Source organism: Streptococcus sp. KR (assembly GCF_002238115.1).
Lineage (GTDB): Bacteria > Bacillota > Bacilli > Lactobacillales > Streptococcaceae > Streptococcus.
Genome location: NZ_NGVM01000015.1, coordinates 1 through 17,102 on the forward strand (window position 1 = coordinate 1; position 17,102 = coordinate 17,102).

The 17,102-nt window shown below is 39.4% G+C and carries 11 protein-coding genes and 1 pseudogene; all 12 read right to left on the reverse strand.

The genetic code is table 11. From position 1 onward, the window contains the following. Window positions 1–202 (reverse strand): annotated as a pseudogene (locus CBI42_RS07405) (N-acetylmuramoyl-L-alanine amidase family protein); the annotation flags it as partial. Window positions 203–653: 451 nt separating this feature from the next. After that, a complete protein-coding gene (locus tag CBI42_RS13410) occupies window positions 654–1,925 on the reverse strand; it encodes an Ltp family lipoprotein (RefSeq protein WP_441348927.1) in 1,272 nt (423 codons plus the stop codon). Window positions 1,926–2,300: 375 nt separating this feature from the next. Further along, entirely contained in the window at window positions 2,301–3,110 is an 810-nt protein-coding gene (locus tag CBI42_RS07420; RefSeq protein WP_080975959.1) for an N-acetylmuramoyl-L-alanine amidase family protein, read from the reverse strand. Window positions 3,111–3,159: 49 nt separating this feature from the next. Then, on the reverse strand, window positions 3,160–3,777 hold the full coding sequence (locus tag CBI42_RS07425) for an alpha/beta fold hydrolase (protein ID WP_094753639.1): 618 nt from the start codon (window positions 3,775–3,777) through the stop codon (window positions 3,160–3,162). Beyond that, window positions 3,778–5,499 (reverse strand): aminodeoxychorismate synthase component I, encoded by a 1,722-nt coding sequence (pabB, locus tag CBI42_RS07430; protein WP_094753640.1) that lies wholly within the window; start codon window positions 5,497–5,499, stop codon window positions 3,778–3,780. A 72-nt stretch (window positions 5,500–5,571) separates the two neighbouring features. Continuing rightward, window positions 5,572–11,469, reverse strand: coding sequence for a ZmpA/ZmpB/ZmpC family metallo-endopeptidase (locus tag CBI42_RS07435; RefSeq protein WP_094753641.1), 5,898 nt, complete (start codon window positions 11,467–11,469; stop codon window positions 5,572–5,574). Between the two features lie 2 nt (window positions 11,470–11,471). Then, entirely contained in the window at window positions 11,472–12,035 is a 564-nt protein-coding gene (locus CBI42_RS07440; RefSeq protein ID WP_000659517.1) for a TIGR01440 family protein, read from the reverse strand. 114 nt (window positions 12,036–12,149) lie between these two features. Further along, on the reverse strand, window positions 12,150–13,841 hold the full coding sequence (locus CBI42_RS07445; protein ID WP_094753642.1) for a cache domain-containing sensor histidine kinase: 1,692 nt from the start codon (window positions 13,839–13,841) through the stop codon (window positions 12,150–12,152). Further along, a complete protein-coding gene (locus tag CBI42_RS07450) occupies window positions 13,838–14,575 on the reverse strand; it encodes a response regulator transcription factor (protein ID WP_094753643.1) in 738 nt (245 codons plus the stop codon). The genes CBI42_RS07445 and CBI42_RS07450 overlap by 4 nt, the downstream gene beginning before the upstream one ends. A 70-nt stretch (window positions 14,576–14,645) precedes the next feature. Continuing rightward, window positions 14,646–15,758, reverse strand: coding sequence for a peptide-methionine (R)-S-oxide reductase MsrB (gene msrB / locus CBI42_RS07455; protein WP_094753644.1), 1,113 nt, complete (start codon window positions 15,756–15,758; stop codon window positions 14,646–14,648). A gap of 9 nt (window positions 15,759–15,767) precedes the next feature. Next, window positions 15,768–16,331, reverse strand: coding sequence for a redoxin family protein (locus CBI42_RS07460; RefSeq protein ID WP_000759264.1), 564 nt, complete (start codon window positions 16,329–16,331; stop codon window positions 15,768–15,770). Between the two features lie 13 nt (window positions 16,332–16,344). Further along, complete coding sequence (gene ccdA2, locus CBI42_RS07465) at window positions 16,345–17,055, reverse strand: thiol-disulfide oxidoreductase-associated membrane protein CcdA2 (protein ID WP_070479464.1); 711 nt, start codon at window positions 17,053–17,055, stop codon at window positions 16,345–16,347. Between the last annotated feature and the right edge of the window lie 47 nt (window positions 17,056–17,102).

A 17,102-nucleotide genomic window follows, 5' to 3' on the forward strand; every position in this document is an offset into this window, starting at 1 on the left:
GTTTTGGTGCGGGTTTTGGTGCGGGTTTTGGTGCGGGTTTTTTATTCTCTTTTACAATCTTACCATTTTTAGACGCATCCTTTTCTTGAGCAGATACTTTCTGAGATGAGAAAGGCAACATCCCCATTGTATCTGAAAAAGAAACAAGTGCAAAAGTAGTTGCTGCTAAACTTGTAACCAAAATTTTTTTTGATCTTCTCATAAAAATCTCCTTTTCTTATGATTTACACTTATAATATACTATATACTTAATTTTTTTTACATTCAAATAATAACTATTTATGAAAGCCCTATTTTAAAATGAAGTGCAAAACAAAAGACATGCTCATCTGATATACTAGAGTTTCGAAAAACAGTATAAACGTAGGACTCAAACCTGCTGAGTTTGCTCATAGACTGGGGAGAAACCAACGGGACATAGCATAGATGCCTTTGTTCACACCCATAAACTCCAACCCCTTTTTGAAATTGGAAAATCCATTCTGTTCTGGGTGGAAAGACAATAGGAGAACCTTCTATTTTGAACTTGGATATAGTGCGCAAAAAAGTTGTTTGAGCTCACTCAAACAGCTTGAAAGATACTCTCTTAATCAGAGGAACAACTTTGTTAAACTTGACTTGTCAATTGCTGTTAAAATAGTTATTCTAAATAATTAGTCGTCAAGATGTTGAATTGCATAATTAGCTTCTTCTTCTGTAAAGCCATCTATATAAGAGGTCAATTGATTGAAAAGACCAGATTTAGACATATTAAATAATTTTCTATAGTTCTTAGCATTAAATAAGGCATTATATTTATAATCGGCTTCTAAATGATCAATCGCATATTGAGCTGCATCATTTGAAAATTTATCAAATTCAGAAGTTAATTGTCTATACATACGTTTTTTTGACATATGGAATAGCGAGTTATAACTCTTTGCCTTTCCTAAAGCAGCAGAATATTCACTATTGGTTGATGCTTTAGTTTCCCATAATCCATTAGATCCTACATAGTAACGACCTCCATCAACCCATTCACTTTTAGCCATCTTACCGTTTGATTTGAGGTAGTAATTTCCTACCCAAGTATTACGAGCGTAGCTACCTTCTGATGTTAGATAGTAATATGAACCATAGTTCTTATCATAAATCCACTCACTCTTAGCCATCTTACCATTTGACTTCAAATAATAATTGCCTGACCACGCATTGCGAGCATAGCTACCTTCTGATGTTAGATAGTAATATGAACCATAGTTCTTATCATAAATCCATTCACCTTTAGCCATCTTACCATTTGACTTCAAATAATAATTGCCTGACCACGCATTGCGAGCATAGCTACCTTCTGATGTTAGATAGTAATATGAACCATAGTTCTTATCATAAATCCATTCACCTTTAGCCATCTTACCATTTGACTTCAAATAATAATTGCCTGACCAAGTGTTACGAGCGTAGCTACCTTCTGATGTTAGATAGTAATATGAACCATAGTTCTTATCATAAACCCACTCACCTTTGGCCATCTTACCATTTGATTTAAGGTAGTAATTACCCACCCAAGTATTACGAGCGTAGCTACCTTCTGATGTTAGATAGTAGTATGAGCCGTAGCTCTTATCATAAACCCACTCACCTTTAGCCATGTATCCGCCTGATTTGAGATAATAGTTACCTACCCAAGCGTTTTGAACATAATTTCCTGATGCATCTAGATAGAAGTATGAATTATATTTTTTATCAAAAATCCACTTACTAGTGACTTTTTTACCATTTTGATAATAGGATGAACCTACCCAACCAGACTGAACTGTAGGTTTTGGTGTTGGCTTCTCATCTGGTTTTGGTGTTGGCTTTGGTTTTTCATCCGGTTTTGGTGTTGGCTTTTCATCCTTTTTTGGTGTTGCAGTAGTTGATTTTTTATCAGTCAGCTTCTTAATGGCCTCTTTAAACTCTTCTACTGTTCCTTTCCACTCTATGTAATTGGCACCCGACTTATTCTCATTAGCTATATAGTTACGATCGGATTCTTGGAAATAAGATAATTCTGGAGTAGTTTTTGTAGCCCCAATAATAGGAATATTAACAGTTCCCTTCCATCTATTAAATATTTCTGCATCATTCGGAAGAATAATATAATATTTTGCAGTTGGGGTAAGAGTTTGTGTGTCAGCCTGCACCGTTTGCGCTGAAAAAGGTAGAACTCCTGTTGTGTCAATTGTTGACAATACTCCAACTGTTGAAAATGCCAAAGCACATACTAATAATCTTTTTTTATTCATTTGATATTACCTTTTATCCTATTTTTTAATTTCTTATTTAACCCATTTACCTGAACCATCTACACGATAACCATCTGGTGTACGTTCATTAACAGCCATTTTACCGTTTGATTTAAGATAGTAATTTCCTACCCAGGTGTTACGAGCATAACTTCCTTCTGATGTCAAGTAGTAATATGATTTATAGTTACTATCATATATCCACTCACCTTTAGCCATCTTACCATCTGATTTGAGATAATAATTACCTGACCAAGTGTTACGAGCGTAACTACCTTCTGATGTCAAGTAGTAGTATGATTTGTAGCTACTATCGTAGACCCACTCACCTTTAGCCATCTTACCATTTGATTTAAGGTAGTAAGCTCCTTGCCATGCATTCTTTGCATAAGATCCATCTGATTTCAAATAATACCAAGCTTGATAGGAAGTATCATAAATCCATTCGCTCTGTGCCATTTGACCATCCGCTTTCAGATAATAGCTTCCCTGCCAAGCATTTTTCACTGGATTTCCATTTCCATCAAAGTAATACCATGCACCATCCTGCTTAACCCAGCCACTTGTTGTTGCTGAATTTGTATTGTTTTGAGCCGCAGTTGATTGTTTTGCTTTGAAAGCACCTTTTGGGGCATTTTTTAATTCACACGCCACACCATCATGATCACGGTCTAACTTAGCAGAATAACCAGGTTCTCCCTCATGAATATCTGAGTATCCATTCGCCCACGCCTCTTTACAACTAGAAAAATGAATGTTTTCTTCTGCTAACACAGGTTGTGAAAATAAGGCTAAAACTGGCAAGGTTGCCAGACTCATTTTTAAAAATAGACGTTTGCTCATTTCTTTCTCCCATAATTATGATATCGTTTTCAATATTATTTTATCAAACTTATTTCAGCAATTCAAGAAAACTTCTAGTTATTGCTACAAACTCTTTTGGTTTAGCTCTATTCAAGACATGAGGACCGTCAGGGATAATCTGGAATTGGGAATTTGGCATCAGTTCTTGAATAGCTTTCATTGAACTGAGATTAGGCTTATCTTGACTACCACAAATTAACAAAGTTGGATAGGGACAATTCTTTGCAATCTCTCTTAAATCAAGTGTTTTTAATTCCTCAGAAACTCCAACCAAAAGCGATTTATCTGCTCCCTGTTTCTCAAATGTCCTTTTGGGGAGTAGTTTAAATATCAGCAACTGAATGTAAAAAGGGATATTGCCAGCTAGTTTCAATGGACAGCATGACAAAACCAAGGCCTGAAGATTTAGCAAATTGTAACTTGACAGCTCTAATGCAAGTGCAGCTCCTAAGGACAAACCGATTAGGACAAAAGGTTCTGTCTCCTCTGACAAGTGCTGATAAATGCGCTCCTTAGCTTCTTGATAGGTAGCAACTCCGGAAGGAAATAACTCTAGGGCTTCAGAAGGATAATCTACAAGCAACTCTTGCACTTCTTTCCAACTATCTGCTGACTGACCTAGGCCATGTAAAAATATTAATTTCATTTAGTTCTCCCTTACTGACAGCTCATACAAGCCCCTGACTGCATTACAGCCATAGATAGCTTCTGCTTGGGCAAAATCTGCCAAGGTCAAGACTTTCTCTTCTATCTGTCCTGTTTCCAGCAAATGCTGACGGTAAATGCCTGGTAAGATTCCAAGTCGGACTGGCGGTGTATAGAGTTTCCCATCGATTTTCAGAACCAAATTTCCGATAGAGGTTTCAAGAAGTTCTCCAGACTTATTGTGGTAAATGATCTCTTGCTCCCCTAGGTTCAAATGCGGTCGGTGAGTCGTTTTGAAGTAGGTAAAAGCTTGTTGCAAATTGGCTTCCTGAAGGCAGAGTTGGGCCTGACAAAAGCTTGTACTAAGGGGTGTTAATACTTGGCGATCGACTTCTATCTCTCCAGATTTGCTAAGGCTAATTCGCAAGCGATAGTATTGGCGAGAATCACAAGCTCGACACTCTGCTTCAATCTTTTGTCTCAACTCTTCTGCAACAAAAGGAAAGGCAAAATATCGACTAGCTGTTCTCAGTCTTTCCAAATGTTGTTCTTCAAACAGCAAGTTCTTCTGGCTGATTTTTCCAGTAGTAATCAGCTGAAAACGAGCTTGTTTACGATAAAGAACTGCCGCCTTTTGATGAACCTCTCGGTATTCAGATTCCCATGTGCTATCCCATGTAATGCCTCCGCCTACTCCATAGATAGCTTGCCCCTTGTAGAGTTGAATGGTCCGAATAGCAACATTAAAAATCCGTCGTCCATTTGGAAGCAAGAGACCAATGGTTCCACAGTAGACTCCACGCGGTTGAGGCTCCAAATTTTTGATAATCTCCATAGTCGCAATTTTGGGAGCTCCCGTTATGGAACCGCAAGGAAAGAGAGAGCGAAAGATTTCAACAAGGTCAACATCCTCTCGCAACTGACTCTTGATGGTTGAAGTCATCTGCCAAACAGTTGAATACTGTTCTACCTGACACAAACGCTCCACATGCTCACTCCCCACTTCAGAAATACGGTTCATATCATTGCGCAAGAGGTCCACAATCATCATATTTTCAGAGCGATTTTTGGGATCCTGTTCTAACCAACTAGCTTGGGCAAGGTCTTCTTTGTCAGTCACTCCCCGCTGAGTCGTTCCCTTCATTGGTCGTGTTGTCAACTCGCGGTCATTTTGCTCAAAAAAGAGCTCTGGGCTCATGGAAATCACTGCCATCTCGTCATGTTCAACATAAGCATTGTAGCCCGCCTCCTGCTCTACTACCATACGATTGTAGATGGCAAAAGGATTGGCACTTAAGTCTTGCTTGAGTTGGACGGTGTAGTTGACCTGGTAGGTGTCCCCCTGCCGCAAATGATGATGAATCTGGGCAATCGCCTTTTCATAGTCTGCTGCAGATGTTACTTCCTGCCAATCAGAAGGCAAATCAACTTCATCATAAATCAGAGGAATAGGGGATGTTTCTACCCTATCATGAACTGTAAAATATAGCAGGTACTCTGCCAGTAAAGGCGCTTTATGAACTGCTAATTTCTCCTCAAAAGCAGGTGCAGCCTCGTAACTGACATAGCCCACTACATAATAGCCTTGCTCTTGGTAGCTTTCCACTTGTGCCAGCAAATCTGCCACTTCTGCTAAATCTCTCGTTTTTAACTCTTTAATAGGCTGGGTAAAGGTGTATCTCTCCCCCAAAGCCCTAAAATCAATCACTGTTTTTCTATGCATATTTCAAGTATAGCATAAAAAGGCAGATTCAGACAAAGCTGATCTACCTTTTTATTATTTTCTTACTATTGATTATGCTTTAGTGAATAAATCACCAGCAAATCCATCTGATTTTTGCAAGAGTTGTTTGTAAACCTTCCATTTAAGATCTACAGTATTCTTGAAATCATTACCTTGAAGGTCTTTTTCGACCGCTGCATCAAATAAGGTCTGAAGTTGTGCGTAAGTTGAAATCTTTTGACCATCGATTTCAATTTCAACAAAACCTCTTTGGGCTTTTTCGTGTACTTCATGATACCATGCTTTCTTCCATGCTTCTAAACTTTGGAATTTGCCGTTAGAAACTTTATTAATAATAAAGTCATCACCAAGACCTACATTACCAGCAGCTTTAGATTCTTGTTTGTATTTGTTTGATGCATAACCTAAGAATCCGTCTAGATAACCGAAGTATCCCCACATACGGAAGGTATTATGTTTGAATGAGATTGAACCAACCGCACTCTTACTTGTATTACCACCATAAATACCTGTCATCATATTTACTACAGTATAAGCAGAATCAAATCCTTCAGTACGGTAATGACCATTTCCTGGTAATCCATGTTTCGTTGCAAAGTTTCCATCAACCAGTTGATCAATACTTGTCAGCTTCGTATTCTTTTCGTCATCATTCAAATCACGAACTAAATCCCATTGATGTGGTTCACCAACTAAGCCATTGCGATCCGCTTTTTCACGATATTTCTTATCGATCTTCTTGAACCACTTATCATTTGTTCCAGTATTTTTCTTGATAACAGACTCAGCTTCTAAGTAATCAAGCATCATCATGGATTCATTGTAATTCTTCATGTAGTGATCGATTTTCTCACGACTGTTTAACACATTCGGATTATAGTTGTAAATTTGATTTCCATCATTTTGACGTTCGTAGGCCATGTTTAATCCTAAGGCACCATATTCACCATTTGGATTTGAAACTGATGGTGATTGTAACATACCTTGAGCAAAGGCTTCAACATCTGTTCCTTCACGGTGACGCCATGTTCCTAAGTAGGCCATACGGTCATTGATGTGAGTTGTTTCGTGAGTGAATGCAGATGTACCAAAATCACTAATCATGCTAGAGATAATGTAATATACAGCCTCTTGTGGTTGTGGATTTTGGAAGATATAAGCGTATGCACCCATTCCATTATATCCATGCCACTTATCAGTCGGACCATAGAATTCACGAATTGGAGCAAATTCGCCGTTCTTAGTATGTCCCATACGGTCAACCCATCCCAAACCTGGTACATCATGGTTATCCCAAATTGCAGATGGTACCATATTTTCACTCTTAAGAAGATTATTTCGTACATTATCTGCAGCAAGTCTTGACCAGAAGTCTAAATAATTGATTTGTTCTTGCGCACGTAAATCAACCTGCTTCTTGAACGCTTCACGTTCTTCTGCTGTGTTCTTACCATATTTCTCAAATGAACTAAAGGCAATGGTATTATAGGTCGTAATTAAGATCATATGCGCTTTCTTCAAATTCAGAAGTGGTAAAATATAACGTCCGTGATGCCCATTATTAATTACTTCATATAATTTATGTTTCTTATTAGCGAAATCTGGATTTGATGATTGTTTCTCAACAACATAAGCGTTATCTGCAATGTTATTCTTGAACCAAGTATTCATATCTGTTTCACTAGTGAATAATTCCATGTTGTACTTCAGGAATTCGTGTAAGTTAGCTTTACCAGTAGCACTTGCAAGAGCTCTGTTAAATGCATCATGTGATTGATCACCTTTTAGGTTGTTACCATTTGAAGCGAAGCTGATTAATCTATCAAGTACGTTAACGTTCTTACCGTAGAAATCCGGTTTGAAGGTCATCATATTTTTGATATTTAATCCGTCAAATTTAATTCCATAGTATTGGTTTAAATAAGCCAGAGCTAACATGATTTTAGCTTTGTTATCTTCAACTTTTTTAATCAATGCACGTTTAGCTGCTTCGTCCGTATTTAATTGATGGTCTTCATTTTCAACTAAAGCTTTAACTAAAGCATCAAGATTATCTTTTACTTCTTTGAAGCTTTCTTCCATGTATAACATCTTAGGATTGTTATTAATCTTACGAACTTCATCTGAATCAAGTTCAACAGAAGCTAATTTAGCTTTGATATCGCTGATCAATTGTGTCCTATCTTTAACAACCATATTTGGTGTATATACAATATCACCCAATCCTTCAATACTATATTCACGAACTTGTTGAACCTTAGATTCTTTTTGTGTAATAGCCTTAATTTCTTTCGTCTTATCAGCATAATGAATCATAATATGGTCAGCATCTGATAAGTCGGTCACAAATTGTCCATCTTTCATACCTGTAACAGATAAAACTTCAGTAGTTAGTAATTTAGAATCTGCAGGAATCTTGTTACCTTGGTTTACAATCCATTCTTTATTGTAGAATGGTTGAAGTTTTTCGATGTTACGATAAGCAAGTTCGCGAGATACGTCATAATCTTGAGTATCTTTATAAGTATCTGTTTTTGGTTTTACGTTATTAAGTGCATCTTCAACAAGAGGTTTAATTTCAAACTTATCAGCTGTAATTCCGAATGATTCTATTTTTTTATTTGCATCTTCTAGGCTGATTTCTTGGATTCGATTACTACGAGAACCGTTAAATGAGTGAGAACCTTCACTCACATCTTTAACAACGTAGTTTCTTTCAATCCAGTTTTTTGTGTAATATCCACCTTCTGCTTCTAAATCTCTAGAACCGTAGAATTCTTCACCGTTTTTGACTTTCATCATTGAAACTGTGTCAGCAACACGCCCCCATGTCCAGTTTTTACTAATGAAACCACCTACCTCAACAGGGTTCTTCACATCAATAGTTCCTTTAGTAACAGCGTTACGAACAGAAGCGTATTTATCAATACCATTAGGATCAGAACCATTATCTGTTCTAGCAACAAGACCACCAACACGTGCTCTATCTGCAACAATATCAGCATCTACGTATGCATGTTTAATATTACCACGCCAAAGTTCTCCGGCGATACCACCAAGATCCCAACCTTTATTACCGACACCTGTTAGTTTACCGATGAAAGCAACATTTTTAAGAAGTCCACCAGTATCTCCTTTATTTACGATACCAGCAATACCATCTTTACCAAGGATACTACCAGTTACCTTAACATTTTCAACTGTGGCATTTTTAATTACTCTTGATAGTGCGGAAATATTTTCAATCCAAGGCATATTAATATTAACATTACCTAAGTTAATGTTTTTAACTGTACCGCCTTCAACGTTATCGAATAACTGACGAGCCATATTATGAATGGTATATTGTTTACCGTCAACACTTGTTAAAGTTCCGCTAAATTTACCAGGTACATATTGTTTATTCGGAGTAGGGACGTTTGCTGCAGTAAGATCTGCACCAAGTTTGAACTCACCTGTTGGATTAGCTTGCATATCTTTTACAAGCTCGTTGAAGTTGTAGTAAACATTACCTTCTTTTAATTTTTGTTTTTCAAAGTAATGGACATACTCGTTTGCCAATTTAGAAGCATCTGTGTGCTGAATCAAATCTGGTGCTTTGGCAGTGACTTTGTATAAAGTTTTTCCGTCTTTTTCTACTTCTTCAATCTTATCAACAGCCAGTCTTGTTATTTTATTGTCATGAGTGGTCACTCGTAAATAAAGCGGAGCAAGATCAGTTGGTTTTTCTGTCAGCAAACTAGTATCTGTTTCATTACCGTCAGCATCCACACTCATCAAGCTTGTTTCTTTGATGTTTTTAATTTCAACTTTTTTAAGGTCAATTCTTAGAGGTTCTTCTTTAAGAACTTCTTCTTGATCACCTTCACCTAAATTATAAACCATCTTCGTTTCAAGTTTATAATCCTTGTAGTACTGCAAATCTGTCAGGGTCGTTGTCAAGTCGTCTGGTGAAACATTCAAAGTTTTAACAATTTCATCACCCTTTTTCAGAGTTAAGGTAATAGATTTAATGGCTGTCTTACTTGGATTTTCCAAATTATAACGAATTTGAGATGATCGTTTCAAATCATTAACATCAACAAGTGACAAACTTAAGATTGGTTTTTCAAAGTTTTTAGTTCCTAATTTGACGATACGATCTTGGTCTAACTCCAGAACCTGTTCCACAATTTTAGGTGCTTCTTCAGTTTTTAAACCTTTGAGAGTTTTGTAAGTCTTGGTAACTTTTTTCTGCCCATCTTTTCCTTCTTGGACAGTAACTCTTTCACCCTTTTTCAGTTGGTCATCTTCTTTAAGAACTTCCTTAAATGGAATCTTTTCAAGACTTTCTTCCACCAGAGTTCCTTCAATTGGTTTTGTCCCACGGCTTATTTTTTTAGTGACTGGTTCTTTGACAACAGTAGTTGTTGTATTTAAAACTTGGTCAGTCTCAACACCTTCGAGAGTCTTATAAGTCGTTTTGGTAATTTTACTGCCCTTTTCTCCATCTTGAACTACAGTTTCTTCATCCGTATATTTGGTTGGATCCTCGATAATTTCTGTCTTATAGTCAATCTCAGTAGTAGTTTCTTTCGTAACCGCTCCCTCAGTTACTTTGTACTCAGGTAACTGTTCTTGTATAAGGGCTTGACCTGCTTTACCTTCCTCTTGTGTACCTTTTACTTCTACTTGGGCTTCTGGTAATTTTGGCTGTGTCAGAGCTTGACCTGCTTTACCTTCTTCTTGAGTGCCCTTCGTTTCAACTGGAGCCTCTGGCAATTCGGGTTGTGTTAGAGATTGTCCTTCTTTGCCTGCCTCTTGGGTTCCTTTTGCTTCAACTGGAGCCTCTGGTAGTTCTGGTTGTGTTAGAGCTTGACCTTCTTTGCCTGCCTCTTGGGTTCCTTTTGCTTCAACTGGAGCCTCTGGTAAGGTTGGTTGCGTTAAGGCTTGACCTTCTTTGCCTGCCTCTTGCGTTCCTTTAGCTACCTGATGCGTTGGTTCAGCTTGTGGTACTGGAGTTGGGGCAGGTTGCTCTTCTTTCTTAGTTCCGACTGCAATGACTTGCGAAACAGGATTTTGAACCACTTGGTCTTCGATGACTTCTCTAACTTCTTGACCATTAACCATCGATACTTTGGTTACAATGCGACGCTGACCATTTACTCCAGCTGTGACGATACGAGTCTGTCCTTCTGCTAGATTGGTATCTGGACTTGTGATTGTTTCAAAAGGAATCTCCACCAAGCTCTCTTCCAGTCTTGACTGAGGTTTCTCAGAAACTGGTTTTTCTTGAACTACTTCTGTCTTATCAATTTCATTTGCACTTTGCTTTTCTACTGGCAACTGAGGCTTCTCAGCTGAAGCTGGCCTTGATGGATGGAGTTCTGCTTCCTTGAAGTATCCAATGTATTCATAGCCATCAATGTGGATAATCCCTTCAGCCAAACCTTCATGTGTAGAAGCCGAAATAGTTTGGTTATAAGAAAGCAATTCTTTATTTTCAAACGCAAATGTGGTGAAAGGAACAAAGTTGCTTGCACCAATCGAACTAATTAATAAGACACCAAGCACCTTACCACGATGTTTTTTAGAGATTAATAAAACAGCCAAAGAAGCCGTAGCCAACCCTATACCAGCCAAGGCTAATTCTTTACTCCCTGTATAAGGAAGTTCTTGGTAGGTACTAGCTTTCTTTCGATACACTGCATAGATAATATCATCCTCTTGAAACTCCGAAGGGACTTCATGGTGAATTAAGGCTTTTTCAGACTCGGTCAATTCCTGCTCCGCCAAATAACGGTAATGAACGCTATGAGCTCCACCAACTTCATTGGCTTGTACCTTATCTACTGAAAGGGCACTTGCACCAAAAAGGAAGGCCCCGATGGCTACAGGACCAACCCCAACAGTTAACTTGCGAATGGAATATTTAGTAATTTTTTCAAGTTGTTGTTTTGTTTTTCTCATTCTTATGACTTTCTAATAGAATCTTGCGGATAGTGCGCACGCGCACCTCCAATTAATTTTGGACGACTAGCAAGAGCCGTTACATGGGCATGCCCAATTTCTCTCAAAAGAGGGCGAATCGGAACCTGAACATGCTTGACATGCATGCCAATTGCAGTGTCTCCGATATCCAATCCAGCATGAGCCTTGATAAATTCAACCTCAACTGGATCTTGCATAAACTTGAAGGCTGCCAACTGACCTGAACCTCCTGCATGAAGGGTAGGAAGGACACTAACTATTTCCAGACCAAACTGCTCTGCAACCTGACGTTCAACAACGAGGGCCCGATTGACATGTTCACAACCTTGAACAGCTAGATGAATTCCTTTTTCCTCTAGGATATCTAGGATGGTCTTCACAATGATTTCCCCAATTTCTTGGCTGGATTCCTTGCCAATCTGACCACCTATCACTTCACTAGAAGAAAGGCCCAAAACAAAGATGGATCCTTGCTTCAAATTGGCCTTTTCTAATACATCTTTTACAATCTGGCTTGTTTCTCTTTGAATGTCTTTTTCCTTCATACTTGATACCTCTTTTGTCATTATCTATCATATCGTTTTTTCTACTTTTTAGCAAGATAGACAACCTAGAAAGCTTGCCCAATTACGCATAAAACTCCCAGAATGAACTGGGAGTTAGCTAGTTTCTATTCTATTTATGTATATTTCAACTGTCGTACCTTTTAAAGGGACAGAATCGATCTTCATCTGATAGTTTTCTCCAAAATGAAGTTTGAGCCGTTGATCAACATTTTGAAGACCAACTCCCCCACGTTTGAGCTGACTTTGACTACTATCGCTAGCATCTTGGAAGCCAACTCCATCATCCTCAATGCGGATGACCAATCCTGAATCCTGTTTCTGGACAGAGACTCTAATATGACCCTGACCTTCTTTCTCCTTGATGCCATGGTAAAGAGCATTTTCTACTAGAGGTTGCAACACCAGCTTGGGCAAGACTAGATTATCGAAGGCAGGATTTTCATTAATTTCGTATTCCAGCTTATCGCCATAGCGTTGTTTCTGGATAAAGAGATACTGGCGGACATGGTTAATTTCGTCAGACAGGCAAATCAAATCTTTACCCTGATTGAGCGCTAGGCGGAAATAAGTCGCCAAGGACTTGGTCACCTGAACCACTCGCTGACTATCCTGAAATTCAGCCATCCAGATGATGGTGTCCAAAGTATTGTAGAGGAAATGGGGGTTAATCTGACTCGACAAGGCTTGAAGTTCATACTGACGGGTCGTTTCTTCCTGTTTGCGCACATCTGCCATCAGCTGATCAATCTGATCCAACATGGCATTAAACTGACGAGTCACTTCTCTCAGTTCATAGGCACCAGCTTCTTTGGCACGAAGATTTTGAGCACCAGAAGCAATTTCCAACATTGTTTCTCTCAAATCCTTCAAAGGGGCAATCCAGCGTTTAAGACTGAACCACACCAAGCAGAGACAGGCAAGAAGAGAGGTGATACTGGCCCCAAGCAAGGTCCACATGAGTTGACTCCTAACCTGGTCTAACTTCTCCAACGAAGACACGCCAAGCACCGTCCAATCAGTTCCTGCTATCTTTTCCTGACTGACGTAGGATTTGTGATCTGGAGTATAGCCCTGCCCTGTCTCAATATAGGGTTTCATGGCCTCCATTTCGCTAGACGAACTATAAACTGTGTGTTGAGGATGATAAACAAATTCATGGTTTTCATTGATAATAAAGGCAAAGCCCTGCTGCCCCAACTGGAGTTGGTTAAGATAGGCTTCCAGAGTTTCATAAGAAATATCCAAACGAAGCACGCCCAGATTAGCTCCCTTTGCATCAACAAGTTCTTGAGTGACAGAAATGACCCACTGACTATCTGATTTACGAGCTGGTGTCAAAACCGGATTGGCCCCCTGATGAATGGCCTTTTGGTACCAATCCTCAGCCATCATATCTGAGGAAGTTTTCATCTGCACACTATCATCAGTGGAAATGACTTGACCAGACTTGGTTACCAACACCACCGTTTTCAAATCCTGGTCTGCCTTTAAGATGGTCAAAAATAGATCTCGGATTCCCTTGACCTTGTCTTGACTGTGATTCTCAGCATAGGCTAGGACTTCCGTCTGCTGGGTCAAACTGGTCGAGGTGGTTTCTAATTTTTTGATATAAGACTGGATAAAGTGGCTAGTCTGACTGATAGTCGTCTGGCTATTGTCCTCAATGCTAGCCTCAATAGCTGATGAACTAGATTGATAGTAGAAAGTCCCAACCAGAGCTAGGAGAATGAGAAAGACCAGAAAGATGGAAATAACCATTCTGACTAGGAGAGAAGAACGTTTCATTGACCTTCCCCCTTCTTAAACTGACGAGGTGTCACACCCGCGATCTGTTTAAAGCGTTGGGTAAAATAGTTCATATCTTCAAAACCAACTTTCTCTGCTATCTCATAAATCTTCAGATCTGTAGTTAAAAGCAAAAGCTTGGCTTGTTTGACACGTTCTCTCACCAGATAATCCTGAAAAGGTAGACCCAACTCTTTCTTAATCAAAGAACTCAGATAAGTCGGGCTAAAACCCAAGTCACTGGCCAAAGACTTTAAACTAAATTGGCTGTCATCCAGATGGGACTGGATTTTCTGAGCCATGTTTCCTTCAAACTTATCAGTCAATAGATCTTGTAACTGCTCTTCCTTTTCTTCCTTATCCAACTTTTGCTTGATTTTCCCCAACATTTCCTCAATATCCTGACGAGAAAAGGGCTTGAGCAGGTAGTCATCCACACCTAGTTTGACAGCAGACAAGGCATAATCAAAATCATCGTAGCCTGTTAAAAAGACCAAATGAACCTGAGGATAGGTTTCTCGTACCAGACTGGCTAACTGGATGCCATTCAGCTGAGGCATGTTGATATCGGTTAAAATAATATCTGGCACCTGTTTTTGGATCAAGTCCCAAGCCTGCCTTCCATTTTCAGCCTGACCGATGATTTCCATATCGTAGGCTGCTTCATTGACCAGTTTAGTCAAGCCTTGTCTTACCAGATATTCATCTTCTACGATTAAGATTGTATAGGTCATGCTTCTCTCCTTTGTCACTTACTAGTATCAGTATAGCAAAATTCTCCTCTAACTGCTTAGGAAAGCCCTCTTAATCGACATAATCTAGTAAATAAGCGTAGCCTTTTTCTTCCATTTGATCTTTGGGAATAAAGCGGATAGAGAGACTATTAATACAGTAGCGCAAGCCACCCTTATCCTGAGGCCCATCTGTAAAGACATGGCCAAGGTGAGAATCTCCAACTCGGCTCCGCACTTCCATGCGTGTCATATTGTAAGACTTATCTTCTTTGTAAGTAGCAACATCTGGACTGATTGGTTGGGTGAAACTAGGCCATCCGCAACCAGACTCAAACTTGTCCTTTGATGAAAAGAGGGGTTCGCCAGTTGCTACATCCACATAGATACCAGATTCAAATTTATCCCAATAGCGGTTTGAGAAAGCCCGTTCTGTTTGATTTTTCTGGGTAACTGCATACTCCTCAGGTGACAAGGTCTTTTTCAATTCCTCATCGCTTGGTTTGGGATATTTGCTGGCATCAATGACGGGATAGGCCGCCTGATTGACATTGATATGGCAGTAGCCATTTGGATTTTTCTTGAGATAGTCTTGGTGGTAATCCTCAGCCACTACAAAATTTTTCAAGGGTTCCTTTTCAACTGCTAGAGGTTGGTCGTATTTCTTAGCCACCTCATCAAAGACTTGGTTAATCACCTCTAAATCCTTGTCATCTGTGTAATAAACACCAGTACGGTACTGGGTTCCTACATCATTTCCTTGTTTATTTTTGCTGGTTGGATTGATAATGCGGAAATAATGAAGCAGGATTTCCTTGAGGGAAATTTGATTGGCATCATAAGTAACATGGACAGTCTCTGCATGTCCTGTTTGGTTAATCAATTCGTACTTGGTTGTTTCCCCTCTACCGTTCGCATAGCCTGAAACGGCATCTGTCACTCCAGGAACGCGTGAGAAATATTCCTCCACTCCCCAGAAACATCCCCCAGCTAGATAAATTTCGTGCAAGTCTGCATCTTTACTCACTTCTGTTTTTTTCACTGTTTTTCCTCCTTGGCTAACTGATGCTTTCTCAATTTGAGAGCTATCTGTCTGCCCCGCATTTCGCATCAATAGAAAATAGAAACCACTTATAGCTAGGACAAAAATCCCTGCCAAGACAAACAATTTTACTTTATCATTCATGGCCTTTCTCTACCCCATTTCTTTCAATGTTTTTAAAATCATATCCTTATCCATAAAACCAGGTTGCGTTTTGACTAGCTTACCTTCCTTGTCTATAAAGGCTTGAGTTGGGTAAGAACGAACACCATAACTTTCCAAAAGTTTGCCTGACGGATCAATTAGAACTGGGAAATTTTTATAATCCAAGCCCTTGTACCAGTTCTTAAAGTCTGCTTCAGCTTGTTCCCCCTTGTGTCCAGGAGACACCACTGTCAAGACCACATAGTCATCACCAGCATCCTTAGCAATTTCATCCGTATCTGGAAGACTAGCTAGACAGATAGAACACCAAGAAGCCCAGAATTTGAGATAGACTTTCTTGCCCTTGTAATCAGACAAGCGGTAGGTCTTGCCATCTACTCCCGTCAGTTCAAAATCAGCAACCGCCTGACCTTTAGTCGCAGTTTGTGAACTGACTTGTTCTGTTTTTGTTTGCTCCTTCATAGTAGATTCGTCTGACATATTTTTAGCCGAACAGGCTGCCAAGCAACAGATTGAGCCGACTCCAAGGAGACATGTTTGCCATTTTTTCATTTCTTTTTCCTCTCTATTCAAATAATGTAGTCAAAATGGAAGCATTTCCCAAAAGAACCAAAATTCCCATCACGATAATGAGGAAGCCACCTACTTTTTTGATAGTTCCAAGGTAGGGATGAAGTTTTCGGAAATGTTTCAAAACATAGCTGGAGGCTAGAGCTAAAACCAAAAATGGTAGTGCCAAGCCCAGCGTGTAAACCAACATGAGAGTAGCCCCCTGCCAAGCACCTGAGCCACCTGAAGCCGCCAAGGCTAAAACAGAGCCCAGAACCGGTCCCACACAAGGCGTCCAAGCAAAGCTAAAGGTCAACCCTAGTAAAAATGCCTGACTATAACCGTTCCCCTTTTGTCTTTCTCTCTTTAATTGTAGCCTTCTTTCCTTGTAGAGACCCTGAAAATGTAAGACTTCCATCTGGTGCAAGCCCAAGAGAATGATAACCGCACCCGTCACATACTGAAACCAAGAGGCATACAGCAAATTGCCTAAAAAACCAGCTCCATAACCCAGTAAAATAAAAATAAAGGAAATCCCCGCTATAAAAGCCAAAGTTCTCAATAAACTAACAACTGAGATTGAAAATTTGCCGCTAGAAGCCTGAGCACCATCTTTATCATCCAGTAAGACCCCTGCATAGACTGGCAACAAGGGTAAGATACAAGGAGAAAAGAAGGAAAGAATTCCAGCAAGAAAAACACTGATAAAAAAGATAATATTATCCATTGCCTTCCTCCATTCTTTGATTTGATAGGACTATTATAGCTCCAAAA

Bases quoted from the DNA above. Each gene is read 5' to 3' on its own strand.
- CBI42_RS07420 (WP_080975959.1), bottom strand. From the start codon at position 3,110: ATGAGCAAACGTCTATTTTTAAAAATGAGTCTGGCAACCTTGCCAGTT.
- CBI42_RS07425 (WP_094753639.1), bottom strand. From the start codon at position 3,777: ATGAAATTAATATTTTTACATGGCCTAGGTCAGTCAGCAGATAGTTGG.
- pabB (WP_094753640.1), bottom strand. From the start codon at position 5,499: ATGCATAGAAAAACAGTGATTGATTTTAGGGCTTTGGGGGAGAGATAC.
- CBI42_RS07435 (WP_094753641.1), bottom strand. From the start codon at position 11,469: ATGAGAAAAACAAAACAACAACTTGAAAAAATTACTAAATATTCCATT.
- CBI42_RS07440 (WP_000659517.1), bottom strand. From the start codon at position 12,035: ATGAAGGAAAAAGACATTCAAAGAGAAACAAGCCAGATTGTAAAAGAT.
- CBI42_RS07445 (WP_094753642.1), bottom strand. From the start codon at position 13,841: ATGAAACGTTCTTCTCTCCTAGTCAGAATGGTTATTTCCATCTTTCTG.
- CBI42_RS07450 (WP_094753643.1), bottom strand. From the start codon at position 14,575: ATGACCTATACAATCTTAATCGTAGAAGATGAATATCTGGTAAGACAA.
- msrB (WP_094753644.1), bottom strand. From the start codon at position 15,758: ATGAATGATAAAGTAAAATTGTTTGTCTTGGCAGGGATTTTTGTCCTA.
- CBI42_RS07460 (WP_000759264.1), bottom strand. From the start codon at position 16,331: ATGAAAAAATGGCAAACATGTCTCCTTGGAGTCGGCTCAATCTGTTGC.
- ccdA2 (WP_070479464.1), bottom strand. From the start codon at position 17,055: ATGGATAATATTATCTTTTTTATCAGTGTTTTTCTTGCTGGAATTCTT.